The following is a 16,064-nucleotide window of genomic DNA, read 5'->3' as shown; positions in this document are numbered from 1 at the left end:
TCAGGAAATGCCACGACAGTTCTGTTAATTTAAGAATAATCGTTCCTTAATTATGGGGAATAATAAAGCAAATGGATACCTGGAAATGCTCAAGCACCGCAAATTTTTTGAAAATGGGGTTGTTACAGTGAAACAATTTTCGACGAAATCGTCGTTTTGGATCGTCGCTTGGGTGCTGGCCATCAGTTTATGGGGAAGCGCGGCGCCCTCAATGGAATTCCCAGAGTATGCGGCCCAATGGCACTTATCCAAATCGGTCACGACCGGAATATTCTCGATCTATCCGATCCTGCTGATTATGGTTCTCTTCTTGTTAGGAAATATTTCAGACCGCATCGGGCGTAAAAAGACGCTGCTCATCGGCCTTGCGTTCCTGCTCATCGGAGGCCTCTTCTTTGCCCTGGCGCCTAATGTGTACTGGTTGTTCGGCGGCCGTATGCTTCAGGGCGTCGGCGTTGGCTTAACCTTAGGAGCGGGCGCAGCGGCGCTAGTGGAATTCAATCCCTACGCGAATCAGAAGATCGCCGGCTCCGTCAATACGATCTCGCAAGCCTTGGGGATCTTCATTGCCACTTGCGGCGGCGCCTCCTTGATCAAATACGCGCCGTTTCCGCTTCACTTCAGCTATTGGGTGTTCAGTGCCTTTGTCCTGCTCAGCATTGTCTTGTGTCTCTTCCTGCCCCGGGCGAAGACGGGCCCGATCGCTGCCGCAGGCCGGTGGAAGCCTCAAGGAGTCAAAGTTCCTCCAGGCTTGTGGGGGATCTATAGCGTAGCGGCCTTGGCCATCGGGGCCAGCTTCGGGACCGTGGCGATCTTCATATCGCTCGGAGCGCAAATCGCGCGGGATATCATCGGTACGCAGGACATCCTTGTCATTGGGGCATTCTTATCCATTTCGTATCTGATCATGGCCGCGAGTGCCGTAGTTGCGGGTAAGCTTCGGCCGATGATTTCGATTCAGATCGGCCTTTGTTCCATAGTTTTAACCATGGTGCTGCTCATATCCGCGGCAGAGCTTCATTTGTTTATTGTATTTATTCTGGCTTCGATCTTCTGCGGACTTTCGCATGGCTTCGCCGGTACGGGCGCAATCGGCCTCGCGGCCATTAACACTCCGGAGCGGTACCGGGTGCAGTTTCTGTCCGCCGTACTCGTCGTTGCTTATCTGTTCCAGGGCGGCTCCGCCTTTGGCGCTGGAGTCACTTCCACGGTCTACGGATTTGGGTTTGCCATCGCGCTGTCGGCGTCGATCATCGCTCTGATTGCGCTCCTCGCTTTGTTCCTGACGTTGAAGGGCCGGAGGCAGAGAGACGGAGTTCCGGCTGCCTGAAGTCGAGCGGATTATAGATCGTATGACCGGTCGGGTGCAGCATTGGGACGGTTGTTGCCCCAGGGGCGAATACACAAAAATAGGGTGCTTTTGGGCGCCCTATTTCGCGTGTCTGGAACGTGATCCGATAGTGCCATTAAAATTGTTTGGCCGCTGCAATCGCTTGTTGAATAGCGTCTTCTTTGATACGCGCAGCCTGCTCCGGCATCTCGCTCGTGCCTTCAACATAGATGGCCCGTACATCGTCGATGCCCAGGAATTTCAAGGCATCCCGGAGGTAGCGGTGGCTGTACTCGACCTCTTGAAACTCGCCGTGCGAGAGAACGGTGCCGGATGCCTGAATGTGCAGCACCTTTTTATCTTGCTGCGTCCCTTTTAAGCCGCCCAATCCCCGCCGGCCGTTATCGGCGCGTGTGAAGGTTTTTCCCGGCACGAAGACCGCATCCAGGTACGTCTTCAATACCGGAGGGAACAAATAGTTCCAGACCGGGTTCACGATGACAATTTTGTCCGCGGCCATGAATTGATCGAGAATTTCACGCATCCGAACCGCTTTCGCCTTCGACTCGTCGCTCAATTCATCGAACGAAGCGCCGCTAGGCGGTTGACCCCACCGACGCAGCAGGTCCGCGTCGATCTGGGGAAGGTCCATCCGGTACAAGTCCAGATGAATCACTTCATCGTTCGGATTGACTTCCCGGTACGTCTGAATGAACTGGGCTCCAACCGACAAACTATACGTATCATGTTGAAACGGGTGAGCGGTGATATAAAGTAAAGTGGCCATTGTCTAAACACTCCATTCTTATGAATTGGCGAATAACTGAGGGTACAGCGCTTGAACCCCGCCGGCGAAGTCGCTCTGCACTTTACGGGACCAATCATCGGCTACAATTTCATAGCGGTCGGCCTCAAGTCCGTCGACGGCGATCTTGGCGATATCGGCAGGACTGGCTTTAGGCGCTTTAACGTTTGCCGTCATGTCCGTGTCCATGAAGGCCACATGAAGCCCGGAGACCCGAATGTTTTTGGGAGCCAGAGCCAGACGCAGCGTATTCGTCATATTCCATTCTGCCGATTTTGCCGCAGGATATGCGGTGCCGCCCAGACTCAGCCAGGACAGGACGGAGAGGATGTTGAGAATGGCGCCGCCGCCGTTCTGTTCAATAACCGGCGCAAATGCGCGGATCATCGACAACGTGCCGAAGAAGTGCGTCTCCATCTCCAGCCGGATCTGATCCAGATCGCCGTCGAGCAAGGAAGCCCCCGTATGGGATCCCGCATTGTTAACCAGCACCGTGAGATCGCGAGCGCTGCGCGCCGCCTCGGCAACGGATTCGGGATCGGTAATATCCAGCCGCACGGGGATGGCGCCGGGGATATCGATCGTTTTCGGGTCCCTGGCACCGGCATACACCTTGGCGCCTCGAGCAAGAAGCGCCTCCGCTAGATGTTTGCCGAGTCCTCGGTTAGCGCCGGACACTAAGGCGACTTGGTTGGAAATATTCATGGTAACACGCTCCTCTTGATTTATTTTTGAACAAACGTTCTTTAATAAGATAAAAAAAAAGGCCTCCTTCTTTGGATCGGGTAACTTCGCTTTCGTTCAGTATCATACACAATTTAAGAACGTTTAGTCAAGAACCGCTTTTTCATGAAGCGGGGAGGCCGTAAGCAATCTGCAGCCAAATCAGCACAGCAATGCATTCGGGAGGGATCTTTACACCATCATAGCTTGTCCGCACATTGCGAAACCATACATTCTTCGTTGGGGGTTAAGCGAACCGGCGCAACAATTCTGTTCCAATAACGTCAAATAATGGGGGGCGCGCAGCCAGCCTCAGAACTATAGTTAACTGGAATCCTGGAAAAGGAGAATCGTGAATGATCGAAGGAACTGTTTGCAACAAGGCAATCGCTTATCTGAAACCAATAATTCATGATAATGATCAAAGTTTACTTAATGACGAAGTATTAGAACTATCACATGAGGAGTCCATTGCAGAGCTGCCTTTTAATGACGATTTAATCATTAATTTTGTATATGAAGTAGAGGATTTCGAGTATTTCTTATATGTTAATAACGGAAATTTAGAAGAGGAGAATATGACTATACCGGAGCAAAGACATTATGGCATAGATAATTTAATTGAACGAGCAAATGAATACAATCTTCAAATTCAAGAATACGAAACAGGCTGCTATGGATTAATATTAGATGGTAATTTTGAAGCAAGCTTAATTTTAATCGATAATTTATGGGAAGATTCCTTGAAGCATTACATAACGAATAACTTTATCGTTGCTATTCCGTCCAGAGATGTATTAGTATTTTGCGATTCTCAATCTGAACAGGCGATTGAAGAACTTAAGAGAACAATCCAAAGCGTATGGGAGGATGGAGATCACTTACTTACGAATAAACTGTTAATAAGAAGCGGGGGCAAATGGGAATATAGGTGAGCATGCATTTAAGCGAAACGGTACACTCCAGCTCAACCATGATAAGACGGTAGCCGACTTCGGAACGATCGGCTGCCCTCTTTGCGTTGCGTGCAGATTTGCGTTCTCGAATACAAAAGTAAATTTAATTGAACGCAGAAGTACGACAACCAACTGGCCTATGGCAACTACCCCAGGTTGTTCGACTGAAGCTTTTAGATGTATAGATATCGAATGAATTTTTGTCCCCGCCCGTTACTTTTTCCCCGCCCGGCGCATCTAATCTATGTCGACGGCAATGAAACGCGAGAAGGCTCGGGTCTTCTAGGAGGTGGGGTACGTTAAAAGCATGGCAATACATCGGTCAGACAGCGGCAGAGCACCGGATACTAGGGAACTGGCGAAGCTCGCGCGGTCGGCTCGACAGGGAGATACGGAAGCCTTCCTCGAGCTGATCGAGAGTCTGAAGGGGGCGCTCTACAGAACCGCGAGAACGATCCTGCGCAACGACGAGGACTGCGCGGACGCGCTCCAAGATACCATCGTCGGGGCTTACCAGGCGATCCGTTCGCTGCGAGAGCCGGCACATGTCCAAACATGGCTGTACCGCATCCTGATCAATGCGTGCAACACGATCTTGCAGAAGCGGCAGCGCCAGTCTCTGCCCGGCACGCTGCCGGAGCCGGCTGCGGATAGCCCGGTATACCAGGACGTAGAACTGAGAGAAGCCATTGATCGGCTGGAGGAACCGCTTCGGCTCGTCGTGGTGCTCGTCTATTTGGAGGATATGAGGATTGCGGATGCCGCGGCGATACTAGGCATCAGCGAGGGCGCCGCCAAGATGCGGCTGAAACGGAGCAAGGCCCAGCTGAGAAGCTGGCTGGCGCCGGCCGACATGGGAAGGGAGAGGTCATCATGAAGTCAAACCCTATAGATGAACGGCTGGACCGGCTTCGGTCGGAAAAGGAACGACGCGTCGACATCCCTGAGGCCGTGGAGCTCCGCATGAACGAGGTACTCGGGCGAATCCGGGCCGAAGCCGCTTCCTCATCGCCGGCAACCGGCCAGCGCCGCAAGCCGGATCGGGCCGCCCTCTCCGGCGGCCACCGGCAGGTGAATGGCACAGCCGGCCGCGCTCGTGCTATCGTGCCGGGACGGTTCCGCCGGCTGCGGCGCTTGTCAGTCACTGCGGCGGCAGGCGTGCTGCTGCTTGGAGCGGGCATGGCCGGACTCGGTTACGTCTCGCCGGCATTTGCCGATTCGATGCGGTCGGTTCCGGTGATCGGCAGCTTATTCGCCTTATACGGAGATAGGGGCATGCAAGCAGCGGCGGAGAATGGCTTGGTGCAGCCCGTTGCCGCCACCGAGATGATCGGAGACACCACTATCCGCGTCCGTAACGTCATCTATGACGGGGCGAGGATCGTGCTGGAGGTTCAGCGGGAGGGGGATGGCGAATTCTACAGCCGCAACTTGCGGGAGCCGAAGCGCGGCGAGCTGACTTCCGTCGAGGCTTATTTGCCGGATCGGCAGCTGATGCCGCGCTGGCAGCCGGCTGGAGAGGATTCCGTGCTCGTGAGCATCGATCAGCCGCCATCGGAGCTGGCTAGTCCGTTCACGCTGGAGGTGCGGCTTACGGTAGCCGGAGTCGAACAGCCGTTTCGCTTGGACGTACCGGTGACCGTCAATGCCGACTCGGTAGTGATTGAAAAGCCCGGCATGCCGGATACGCTCGCTGAGCGCGGATTCGTGGTGGACGAGGTCGTCGTGACCCCCGTGACGACGCAGGTGTTCTTCCATCTGCGGCCCAAGGCCGAGGATACGGGCAACTCCTTCGTGCATCCGGATGATTTTGATCTGTCGCCGGCGCGGGACGATCGGGGGCGCGTCTATCAGATCCTTGGCGGTCAGGGTGAGCCGGAGACGGCGTCGGGCAGCAAACAGTATTATCTGTTCGAGCCGGTCGATAAGGCAGCGAGCGCGCTCCAGTTATTCTTCAATGTCGCAGGCGGCCCGAATGGCAAGCCGTATACGATCGAGATGAAGGTGCCGCTGCCGGATCGCCGGCGGTAAGCCTTTTTGAAGGGAAGGCCAACTATTATAGCAGCAGCTAAAGCCTGACATGACGGCAGCCGGTCATCGATACGATCGGCTGCCTTCGTTGTGCTGACGGCCCTGACGGAAGCAGTTACCCTTGGGCGGCGAAGCGAAGCGGCAAGCTTTTGACCCCATGGACGATGAATCCGCGCGCGGGTTCGAGCCGATCGCCGTTCGCTCTGGTGAGTCCGGGCAGCCGGTCCATGATCGCCCTCAGGGCGACCTTCGCCTCCAGACGGGCGAGCGGGGCACCGAGACAGAAATGAATGCCTTGGCCGAAGGCCAGATGCTGATTGGACGCTCTTGTGATATCGAAGCGCGCCGCATCGTCGAACTTGGCTTCGTCCCGGTTGGCCGAGCCGATCCAAGCCACGACCCGGGTCCCCTGCGGGATCGTCTGTCCGCCAAGCTCCACGTCCTCCTTGGTCGTGCGGAACATCGCCTGCACCGGCGAACGGAAGCGAAGCACTTCTTCGATGGCGCTTCCCAGCAAGTCCGGGTCGGACTGCAGCTTCTCCCACTCGTCCGGATGCTCCAGCAGCGTCAGCACGGCATTCCCGATCAGATTCGTGGTCGTCTCGTTGCCGGCGACCAGCAGCAGGCGGCAGAAGGACAGCACTTCCGACTCCGTCAGGCGGGAGGCGCCCTCCTCGGCGGCGAGCAGCGCGCTGATCAAGTCGTGCTGGGGGTCGATCCGGCGCCGCGCGATGATGTCTCTAAAATAGTCGTTCATCTCCATGTTGGCCTGCCCGGATGCAGGCTTGCCTCCGATGACGGCATCGGCGCTGGCGACGATATCGTCCGACCATGCCTTGAAGCGCTCCCGGTCGACCGCGGGGATGCCCATCAGCTCGGCGATGACGATAACGGGCAGCGGGTACGCATAATCGCGGATCAGATCGATCTGCCCGGCGGGCATGACGGCGCCTAGGAGCTCGTCCGCGATCTGCTGAATTCTCGGCTCAAGCGCGGCGACGGCCTTCGGCGTAAAGGCGCGGTTGACCAGCGAGCGCAGGTCGCTGTGCCTCGGGGGATCGGTATTGATCAGGCTGAAGCCCTCCGGCTGCTTGTACGCATCGGCATCGCCGGTCGGCGCGCTCGGACGCGAGGAGAACCGGGAATGGTCGGACAGGACGGTTTTCACGTGATCGTAGGTAAAGACGGACCACAATTGAAGCGGTTCCATATACGCGACCGGCTGGTTCCTTCGGAATGTCTCGTACGCGGGATACGGATTCAAGCGGAATTCGGGGGAGAGCAGATTGGTCATCATCGACACATCCTTTCATCATGGCTTACTCTGATGATACCCCCATTAAGTGGAAGATACAAACGGTCCGGCTGCGCGGAATCGCTACACGCGATGCGCTTTCCGGTAAAAGGAAGGGGTCATGCCGCGCTTCTGGCGAAATATCCGGCTTAAATAAAATCCGTTCTCGTACCCGCACCGGGATGCGATATTGTCGATGCTGAGGGTGGTCTCCTCCAGCAACCGGCAGGCCCGGGCAAGCCTGAGCTCCGTCACGAACTCGGACGGCGTCATGCCATAGGCCGCGCGGAACCGCCGGGTCAGCTGAACCGGCGTCAGCTTCAGCGAATGCGCCAAGCTCCGCATGTTCAGCGGCGCGTAGGCATGGACCGTCATATATTGATGCGCTTCCTGCAGCGCTGCGGGGATGCCGGCCTGTACCGGATTCGCATCGACGCCCCGCTCCAACGCCGACAGCCGCAGCAGGTCGTTCAACAGATGCTGTTTATGCGCCTGCGCGGTCCGGTCCCGTTCGGGGGCGAGCTGCTTCAGATAGTGGAAGTTGGACGTCAATCGTTCCGCATCCGCCACGCGTATCTTCCCCTGGTGCGCCAGCGCTTCCTCGAACCAAGCGTCCGCCTCCGCATCCGCCTTCCGGCTGAAATGGAAAAAGTGGAAGCTAAGCGGGCTGACGGTCCGCCGGTGAAACCACGTATTCGGCGGGCAGATCACCAGGTCGCCAAAACCCGCCTCCCCGGTATGATCCTGTATGGCGTATACGAATCGGCCTTCCTCGGGAGCAAACATCGACCAGTACGGATAACGGTCGCGGTCGAGCGCGAACTGCGCTTTGCGATCCCAATAGACATGCGAAACTAACCGTGCGGCCTCATCAGACCTCATTTGCAACTCCACCTTTGTCGAACCCGTGAAATAAAGTATATGTACAATCGTAATACGGTGCATGTTATTTGAAAAGAGGAACTTATATGATGAAATTATAGATATTCATCTAAGTTGAAGGAGGGAATGGGAGATGAGGCATGAAGTCGTCTCGTCGGATATCACGGTTGTCGGCGGCGGATTGGCGGGGGTATGCGCGGCGATTGCCGCGGCCCGGCTGGGCAGAACGGTGTCGCTGGTTCAGAACCGGCCCGTGCTCGGCGGTAATTCCAGCAGCGAGGTGCGGGTATGGGTGTGCGGCGCTACGGCGCACGGCACGCACCGCTATGCGAGGGAAACGGGCATTATGGGCGAAATGTTCGTCGAAAACCAGTATCGCAATATGGACGGGAACCCTTACTTCTGGGATTTGGTCGTCATGGAGATGGTGCGCGCGGAACCGAATATCCGCTTATTCCTCAATACGGACGTGCACGAGGTGGACGCGGACGGCGGCGAGCATGACCGGACGATTCGCTCCGTGACCGGCTGGATGATGGGGTCGGAGCGGCGAATCCGCTTCGAGAGCGCCGCGTACCTCGATTGTTCGGGCGACGGGCTGGTCGGCTTCCTCGCCGGGGCCAAGCATCGCATAGGCCGGGAGGCGAAGAACGAGTACAACGAGGATTGGGCGCCCGACGTAGCGGACGATATTACGCTCGGCAGCACTCTTCTGTTCTACACGAAGGATGCGGGACATCCGGTCGCCTTCATCCCGCCTTCGTTTGCCAAAGACATCACGCAGACGACCATTCCGCTGAAGCGGGTCATCCGCAGCGGCGATAACGGCTGCGCCTATTGGTGGATCGAATGGGGCGGAGAAGTCGATACCGTCCACGATAACGAACGGATCCGCGACGAGCTGTGGGCCGCGATATACGGGATATGGGACTATATCAAGAACTCGGGCAAGTTCGATGCCGAGACGATGACGCTGGAATGGGTCGGATCGCTCCCGGGAAAAAGGGAGTATCGCCGGTTGATCGGCGATTATGTGCTCAATCAGAACGACATCGTGGCGCAGCGCGAATTCGAAGACCGCGTCGCGTTCGGAGGATGGTCCATCGACCTGCATCCGCCGCAAGGCATGTATTCGACTGAAAGCGGATCCAAGCATCTGCATATGGACGGCATCTATCATATTCCGTTCCGTTCGCTGTATTCCGTCAACGTCGGCAATTTGCTCATGGCCGGCCGCGACATCAGCGCGTCTCACGTGGCGTTCGGCACGACGCGGGTCATGGCGACCTGCGCCGTCATCGGGGAAGCCGCCGGCACCGGCGCGGCGCTCTGCGTGGAGAAGGGCATCACGCCGCGCGAGCTGCACCACAGGCATCTGCATGAACTGCAGCAAACCATGCTGAGGCAGGACGCCTCGATTATCGGAGTGCGCAATGCGGATCCGGCCGACCTGGCGCTGCAGGCGAGCGTGAAGGCATCCAGTACGATGACACGTCTCGCGATCGAGTCGCCGTCGGAAGCCTGCCCGCTGACGTCCGATGTCGGGCTGCTGCTGCCGGCGGACCCGGACATCGACGGCATCGAGCTGTTGGTCGATGCCACCGAGGCGGCGACGCTGACGGTCGAGCTATGGAATACGGGCCGCGGCGAGAACTACGTCCCGCATACGCTGCAGACGGCCGCGTCTGCGCAAGTCGGCACGGGCGCCAAGCAGTGGGTGAGGCTGGACGTACGGTGGAAGCCGGCTGTCCCGCAGAACGCGTTCCTCATTATCAAGGCCGACGAACGGCTGTCGCTGCACGTGTCCGGACAGCCACAGACGGGCGTCCTGGCGTTTGCCAAAGGACCGGCGCCGATCGTGTCGGCCGACCTCGAGAACCATCAGCCGTCGCAGCCGGTCATCCAATGGAGCATGCGGCCGTTCGTCCGCAAGCCGTTCTGCTTCCGGCTGCTGTCGCGGACGGATGCGTTCTCCCCGGCGAAAGCCGTCGACGGCTATCACCGTCCGTATGCGGGCCCGCATCAGTGGTCGTCCGCTGCCATGCGGGGAGACGCGCCGGAATGGCTGGAGCTGTGTTGGGCGAAGCAGGTGAACGTCCGGACGGTCCACGTCACGTTCAATGACGACGTCAACGAGGACTTGATCAATCTTCATCATCACCGCACGCCGTTCGCGATCATGCCGGAGCTCGTTCGGAATTATACGATCGAGGGCTATGCGAACGGCGAATGGATTCCCGTAGCGGAAGGTCAAAACAATCATAAGCGCAAACGCGTCCACGCGCTCGACGCGGCGCTCGTCACCGACAGGCTCCGGATCGCGGTATACGCGACGAACGGAAGCCCGTGCGCCGAGATCGTCGAAGTCCGGGTGTACGAATAGATTATAGGCGAGGCAAATAAGATGGTACTGCAGCTGTTGTGCAGGCCATCTTCTTGCTATTCGCTTGGTTTTGACCGTTTCATATAAGATCGTGTCTATCGGGGGAGGAGCCATATGAACGACGATCTGCTCGCGGTACTGGTGGTCGACGATGAACTGCCGATCCGTCAGGAGCTTCGCATGTTTGCCTGGGAGCGGCACCGGGCCGAATGGATCGGAGAAGCGGAGAACGGAGAGGACGCGCTGCGGTTCTGCCGCTGCCTGGCGCCGGATATCGTTATCACCGACATTACGATGCCGGTCATGAACGGGCTTGAGCTGTTTCGCCGCCTGAAGTCGGAGTTCCCGCATATTCAGGTGATCCTGCTCACCTGCCACTCGGAATTCGCCTTCGCTCAGGAAGCGGTCAAGCTCGGCGCGGTAGAATACCTGGTGAAAGTCGCGATGGACGACAGCGACCTCGCAGAAGCCTTGCAGCGGGCGAGAGAGCGCGTGCATCGCGAACGATCGCTGCGGCAGGGCGAGGCGGAACGCCGGCGGCGCAAGCTGTCCGAGCAGCTGCTGGCCATGACCCGGCAGACAGCCGATGACGGCGAGCTCGCGGCCTGGCTGCAGGCCGCTTTCCGGATCCGGTATCCGCTGCGGATTGCCGCGCTGCATGCGGAATCGGGCAAGGAAAGCCGGTTATTCGTTCATCAAGCCGTCGAAGAGTCGCTGGCGGAGCTGGAGCGCCTGAAGCCGTTTGCCTGGTTTCCGGCTGACCGCGGCATCTATGTGCTGCTGTATCGCGCGGAGGCAGGCGATCCGCCGGAATTGCGGCGCGAAGTGGAAGCGATGACGGAAGAGCTGTATCGCTCGATCGAGAGCAGGCTGCCTTTCCTCAGCGATGCGTACCGGCTGTATGGCGTCATCAGCGAGCCGATCCGGCAGAGCGCGGAGTTCGCCGATCGGTACCGGGCCGTATGCGAGAGGCCGGACGCGCTGTTCTATGACGGGACCGGCCGGGTATTCGCTCTGCCGTCCGCCGGATCGGCTTCGCTTGACGAACGGGCGGCGAGCGAGATGGCGGACAAGCTGCGCGGGGCGCAGTGGGACCGGGAACGGCTGGTGAAGCTCATTCGCGGGGAGTTCTGGCATTGGGCGATGAGCGGACGCTTCGCGCCGGAGGAGCTGCGGACGTTCGTCGCCGAGCGGCTCCGGGAGCGGCACCGGGAACAAGTAGCTTCAGGCGGCGGCGGGCGGCAGGCGCCGAGCCGGATCGCCGATGCCGGCACCCTCCATGAGCTGGCGGAAAGCTTCGTTCAGGCCATCGAGTCTTCGGCCGGGACCAAGAAGTGCCGCAGGGAGATCGCGGCGGCCAAGGCGTATATCGAGGGGAATCTCGAGAAAAATATTACGCTCAGCGCGGTGTCCCGGGAGGTCGGGTTAAGCCCGAATTATTTGAGCCGGCTGTTCCGGGAAGAAACGGGCGTATCGTTCAACGATTACGTGACCGGGACGCGAATCGGGAGGGCAACCGAGCTGCTGCAGCACACCTCGCTTCGCGTCTACGAGATTGCGCAGCAGGTCGGCATTCCAAGCTACCGCTATTTCTCCGCCGTCTTTCGCGAATGGACGGGAGCCGCTCCAACCGAGCTCAGGTGGGCGGAACAAGGCAGACAAGGGTGATGGCGCATGAACCGGATCTATAACTGGTACAGAAGATGGAGCTTGGCGACGAGGCAGTTTCTGTTCTTATTTATCGTGACGTTTGCGTTCTTCATCCTGCTCGCTTGGAACAACTACTACAGGGCGGCCGACCTGTTCAAGAATCAGATGGTATCGGATTCCGCCGTCCTGATCGCTCGTACGAACCAATTCCTCGATACTTATCTGGACAACAGCCGGAACGTGCTGCTGTTGTTATCGACGGACGCCAATCTGCTAAGGGATGGGGACGGCGGCAAGCTATCCGAGTCGCTACGGTTCATAGCCGAGAACAACAGCGCGCTCGTGAAGACGCTGTATATCATCCGCAGGGACGGCAAAGTGTTCTCCAGCTCCCAGGTCAATTACGATATTATCGGCAATCCGCACCTCAGCTCGATCTATGAGAAGTCGCAGCAGACCTACGGGGCGGCCGTCGTGAGCCAGCCCTACGTATCTCCGCTCTCCGGCGAGACGGTAGCCATCTCCCGCCCCGTCAGCGCCGACAACGGGGATATCATCGGGGTTGCGGTCATCGAGCTCGATCTGGACAAATTGAACCGGAAAATAAGCGAATTCACCTCCGGCACCTACCAGACGTTCGTTATCATGTCCGATAAGGACAAGGTGGTGACGTTCGACCGGGACAACGTCATGCTGCCGCAAAGGCCGGGCACGTATCACGAGGATCTCCCTGACCCGTTCGTCGACGAGCTGGCCGGGCTTCCGGTGACGGCCACCGATATCAGCGGGCCGGCCGGCAAACTCGTCGTCGTCAAATCCGGTCAGAACCGGCTCGGCTGGACGCTGCTCGTGCTGATCCAGGACCGGTATTTCTATCAGAACGTCACCCGGCTGTTCGATAATTACAAGACGGCCGCCGGCATATGGTTCGTGGTGCTGCTGTTCATGGCGTTCGCGATGTCCCGCTATATGACCAAGTCGATCCGGATGCTGGCAGTCAAGATGGACCGGGTTCACGATATGGGCGTGCTCCCGAGCCTGGTCGTGAGACGCGAGGACGAGATCGGGCGGCTTGCCCAGAGCTTTAACGCCATGATGGAGCGAATCCGCAAGCTGCTTCAGGAGACGAAGCACATGGAAGAGCGGAAGAAGCAGCTCGAATTGAAGGTGCTGCAGAGCCAGATCGCCCCCCATTTTCTGTACAATACGCTGGCCTGCATCGGAAGCTTGGCCAAGCAGCATCGGACGAGGGAGGTCAAGGAAACGATCAGGGCGCTTGTCGGCGTATTATCGTACAGCTTCGATCGCACCTCGGAATTTTTGACGGTGGAGGAAGAGCTCGAGGGGCTGAACATGTACATGCAGATCCAGAAGATCCGGTACGGAGATAAATTCAGGTACGAGCAGGACATCGATCCCGGCGTATTATCGTGCCGCATCCTGAAGCTGACGCTGCAGCCCATCTTGGAGAACGCGGTCTTTCACGGAATCGCGCCTAGCCGCCGCGAAGACGGCCTCATTCGCGTCCGGGCCTCCGTGCGCAAAGGGAAGCTGCGGTTCTTTATCCGCGATAACGGAACCGGGACGGAGAAGCCGGCGTTACTGAAAGCGCTTAACGAACAGCAGGCGGACCCTATCGGAGGGCACGCCACCGGCATCGGAATGGCGAATGTCCACCACCGTCTGCGGCTTCGCTACGGCGCGCCATACGGGCTCAGGATCGGCAGCCTGCCGAATGCGGGGACGGTAGTCTGTATCACGATTCCCGTGCTGAGATGACCGCCGGGTGCGCCGGGCAGACGAAGGCGTCAGCCGTCGAACGGCAATAGCGCGGGCGCGGGGGGCGGGCCGAGCCGGCTCGGCATCCGCCCTTGGCACCGGAATCGGAGCCGCGCCGCAAGAGTGTCGGTTTTGTGCTTGATTTCGTAAGATCCCTGCATAGTTAAGGCAGCGCATGCCTTGCTATACTTGGGTTGGCCATTCAAAGAATGCGCTTACAACGAAGCGAGGTGATCCGATGCCATGAATGAGCGGACTGCTGTGCATCCCGTGCAAGAACCCGCGCAAGAGCCCGCGCCGAGACCGGGCGCCGTCCTCGGCCGAACCGTCTGGCGCTTCAAGGCCTTCTACGTGATGCTGCTGCCGGGACTCCTGTATTATATCGTCTTCAAATATATCCCGATGTACGGCGTCATCATCGCGTTCAAAGATTTCAACATGATGGACGGGATCGTGAACAGCTCGTGGGCAAGCCCGTGGAACAAGCATTTCTTAACCTTCTTCCATTCGCCCTATTTCTCGCAGCTGCTGACGAACACGTTCCTGATCAGTCTGTACAAGCTGATCTTCGGCATGGTGCCGCCCATCGCCATGGCGCTGCTGCTGAACGAATGCCGGATCAGATGGTTCAAATCGCTGATCCAAACCTTAACGTACATGCCTCATTTCTTGTCATGGGTCATCATCTACGGCATCCTGCTGGCGCTGCTGTCCCAGAGCTCCGGCTTGGTGAACCAGTGGGTGAAGGACGCGGGGGGAGACGCCATCCCCTTCCTGACCTCGACGTCTTATTTTCGGTCCATTCTGGTCGGATCGGAGATTTGGCAGAATCTCGGCTGGGGGGCCATCATTTATTTGGCGGCTATTGCCGGCATTGACCCTACGCTGTACGAGGCGGCGCGGGTGGACGGCGCGGGCAGGCTGCGGATGATCTGGCATATTACGCTCCCCGGGATCCGGACCGTCATCATCATGCTGCTGATATTGAAGCTGGGCCATATCCTCGATGCGGGCTTCGAGCAAATCTATATCATGTATAACATTCAGGTATATCCCGTCGCCGACATTCTCGACACCTGGGTATTCCGCACCGGCCTGCAGCAGCTGAATTTCAGCCTGGCGTCGGCGGTCGGATTGTTCAAGGCCGCGATCGGGCTGGTCCTGGTGCTCGGATCGAACAAACTCGCGAAGCGCTGGGGGGAAGGCATATGGTAAAGAGCACGAACGACCGCATCGCGAACGCCGTCGTCTTTGTGATCCTGCTCGTCAGCGGGCTCATCGCGGTATTCCCGCTGCTGTACGTCCTCTCCGTATCGCTCACGCCGTTCAGCGAGGTGCTCAAAAACGGAGGCTTCATTCTCATTCCGCGATCGATCACGTTCGACGCCTACCATAAGCTGCTCACGGAATCGAATATTCCCCAGGCCTTCGGCGTGACCGTCCTGATCACGGTCGTCGGCACGGCGCTGAATATGGCCATTACGGCGTTAATGGCGTATCCGCTCAGCCGCAAGCAGCTCCCGGGGCGCAACTTTTTTCTCATGATGGTGGTGTTTACCCTGCTGTTCAGCGGCGGGATCATCCCGACCTACCTGGTAGTCAAGTCGCTCGGGCTGCTGGATTCGATCTGGGCGATGATCCTGCCGAACCTCGTGTGGAGCTTCAACGTGCTCATTATGAAGAGCTTCTACGAGTCGCTTCCCGAAGAACTGTTCGAATCCGCGCGAATGGACGGGGCGAAGGAATTCCGCATCCTGCTGCAGATCGTCATGCCGCTATCCGTGCCGGTCACGCTGACCATCGGGCTGTTCTATACGGTGGGGCACTGGAATGAATTTTTCCAAGCGATCATGTTCGTGACCGATCGGGCGTTGTTCCCGCTCCAAGTGGTCGTGCGGGAAATATTGATTCAAACGCAGCAGCCGCTCGAGAATGCCGATAATATGACGCCGAGCGAAACGCTGCAAATGGCTTCCGTCATCCTGGCCAGTCTGCCCGTGATTCTGGTGTATCCGTTTTTGCAGAAGCATTTCACGAAAGGCATGCTGCTCGGCTCCGTCAAAGGTTGAAGCTCGGCGCCCCGTTGCTGCAGGAACGGGTGAGGCCGGTTGATACAATACAAAGGTTAAAGCGCCTGGCGAGAACGTTGGCAGAACAGACATGACGGCATCCAAGGAGACCCGCCCGTCCCGCGCTTCATCGCCCGGCCCTACGAGAAAGGGGAAGCTTAT

General features: G+C 58.1%; 13 protein-coding genes. 9 read left to right on the top strand and 4 right to left on the bottom strand.

Annotated elements, in window-relative coordinates; genetic code table 11:
- The first annotated feature begins 85 nt into the window (after positions 1-85).
- Positions 86-1,330 (top strand): MFS transporter, encoded by a 1,245-nt coding sequence (locus tag ACFPB1_RS05025; RefSeq protein WP_379222557.1) that lies wholly within the window; start codon positions 86-88, stop codon positions 1,328-1,330.
- Positions 1,331-1,466: 136 nt separating this feature from the next.
- On the opposite strand, the gene ACFPB1_RS05020 is transcribed toward ACFPB1_RS05025, so the two are convergent.
- Entirely contained in the window at positions 1,467-2,117 is a 651-nt protein-coding gene (locus ACFPB1_RS05020; protein ID WP_379222554.1) for an FMN-dependent NADH-azoreductase, read from the bottom strand.
- Positions 2,118-2,135: 18 nt separating this feature from the next.
- On the bottom strand, positions 2,136-2,840 hold the full coding sequence (locus ACFPB1_RS05015; RefSeq protein ID WP_379222552.1) for an SDR family oxidoreductase: 705 nt from the start codon (positions 2,838-2,840) through the stop codon (positions 2,136-2,138).
- 374 nt (positions 2,841-3,214) lie between these two features.
- On the opposite strand from ACFPB1_RS05015, the gene ACFPB1_RS05010 reads away from it, so the two are divergent.
- The 3 genes from ACFPB1_RS05010 (at position 3,215) to ACFPB1_RS05000 (ending at position 5,845) form a co-directional block, all read left to right on the top strand.
- A complete protein-coding gene (locus ACFPB1_RS05010; RefSeq protein ID WP_379222550.1) occupies positions 3,215-3,793 on the top strand; it encodes a DUF1444 domain-containing protein in 579 nt (192 codons plus the stop codon).
- A 328-nt stretch (positions 3,794-4,121) separates the two neighbouring features.
- Positions 4,122-4,691 (top strand): RNA polymerase sigma factor, encoded by a 570-nt coding sequence (locus tag ACFPB1_RS05005; RefSeq protein ID WP_379222548.1) that lies wholly within the window; start codon positions 4,122-4,124, stop codon positions 4,689-4,691.
- Positions 4,688-5,845 (top strand): DUF4179 domain-containing protein, encoded by a 1,158-nt coding sequence (locus ACFPB1_RS05000; RefSeq protein WP_379222545.1) that lies wholly within the window; start codon positions 4,688-4,690, stop codon positions 5,843-5,845. Before ACFPB1_RS05005 ends, ACFPB1_RS05000 begins: the two co-directional genes overlap by 4 nt.
- A gap of 115 nt (positions 5,846-5,960) precedes the next feature.
- Here the strand turns inward: ACFPB1_RS05000 and ACFPB1_RS04995 are convergent, their stop codons facing one another.
- The gene (locus ACFPB1_RS04995; RefSeq protein WP_379222543.1) at positions 5,961-7,142 is read right to left on the bottom strand and encodes a cytochrome P450; all 1,182 of its coding nucleotides are present in this window, start codon (positions 7,140-7,142) and stop codon (positions 5,961-5,963) included.
- An 81-nt stretch (positions 7,143-7,223) separates the two neighbouring features.
- On the bottom strand, positions 7,224-8,021 hold the full coding sequence (locus ACFPB1_RS04990; protein WP_379222541.1) for an AraC family transcriptional regulator: 798 nt from the start codon (positions 8,019-8,021) through the stop codon (positions 7,224-7,226).
- 133 nt (positions 8,022-8,154) lie between these two features.
- On the opposite strand from ACFPB1_RS04990, the gene ACFPB1_RS04985 reads away from it, so the two are divergent.
- The 5 genes from ACFPB1_RS04985 to ACFPB1_RS04965 all read left to right on the top strand — a co-directional run bounded on the left by ACFPB1_RS04985 (position 8,155) and on the right by ACFPB1_RS04965 (position 15,902).
- A complete protein-coding gene (locus tag ACFPB1_RS04985; RefSeq protein ID WP_379222539.1) occupies positions 8,155-10,404 on the top strand; it encodes an FAD-dependent oxidoreductase in 2,250 nt (749 codons plus the stop codon).
- 114 nt (positions 10,405-10,518) lie between these two features.
- Complete coding sequence (locus ACFPB1_RS04980) at positions 10,519-12,072, top strand: response regulator (RefSeq protein WP_379222537.1); 1,554 nt, start codon at positions 10,519-10,521, stop codon at positions 12,070-12,072.
- Between the two features lie 6 nt (positions 12,073-12,078).
- Positions 12,079-13,833 (top strand): cache domain-containing sensor histidine kinase, encoded by a 1,755-nt coding sequence (locus ACFPB1_RS04975; protein WP_379222535.1) that lies wholly within the window; start codon positions 12,079-12,081, stop codon positions 13,831-13,833.
- 354 nt (positions 13,834-14,187) lie between these two features.
- Entirely contained in the window at positions 14,188-15,048 is an 861-nt protein-coding gene (locus ACFPB1_RS04970) for an ABC transporter permease (RefSeq protein ID WP_379222805.1), read from the top strand.
- Positions 15,042-15,902: a carbohydrate ABC transporter permease gene (locus ACFPB1_RS04965; RefSeq protein ID WP_379222533.1), complete on the top strand. Its 861-nt coding sequence runs from the start codon at positions 15,042-15,044 to the stop codon at positions 15,900-15,902. The genes ACFPB1_RS04970 and ACFPB1_RS04965 overlap by 7 nt, the downstream gene beginning before the upstream one ends.
- Positions 15,903-16,064: the final 162 nt, after the last annotated feature.

It is taken from the genome of Paenibacillus sp. GCM10023250 (genome assembly GCF_042653205.1).
Classification (GTDB): Bacteria; Bacillota; Bacilli; order Paenibacillales; family Paenibacillaceae; genus Paenibacillus_Z.
This window is presented reverse-complemented; position numbering and strand designations above follow the sequence as displayed.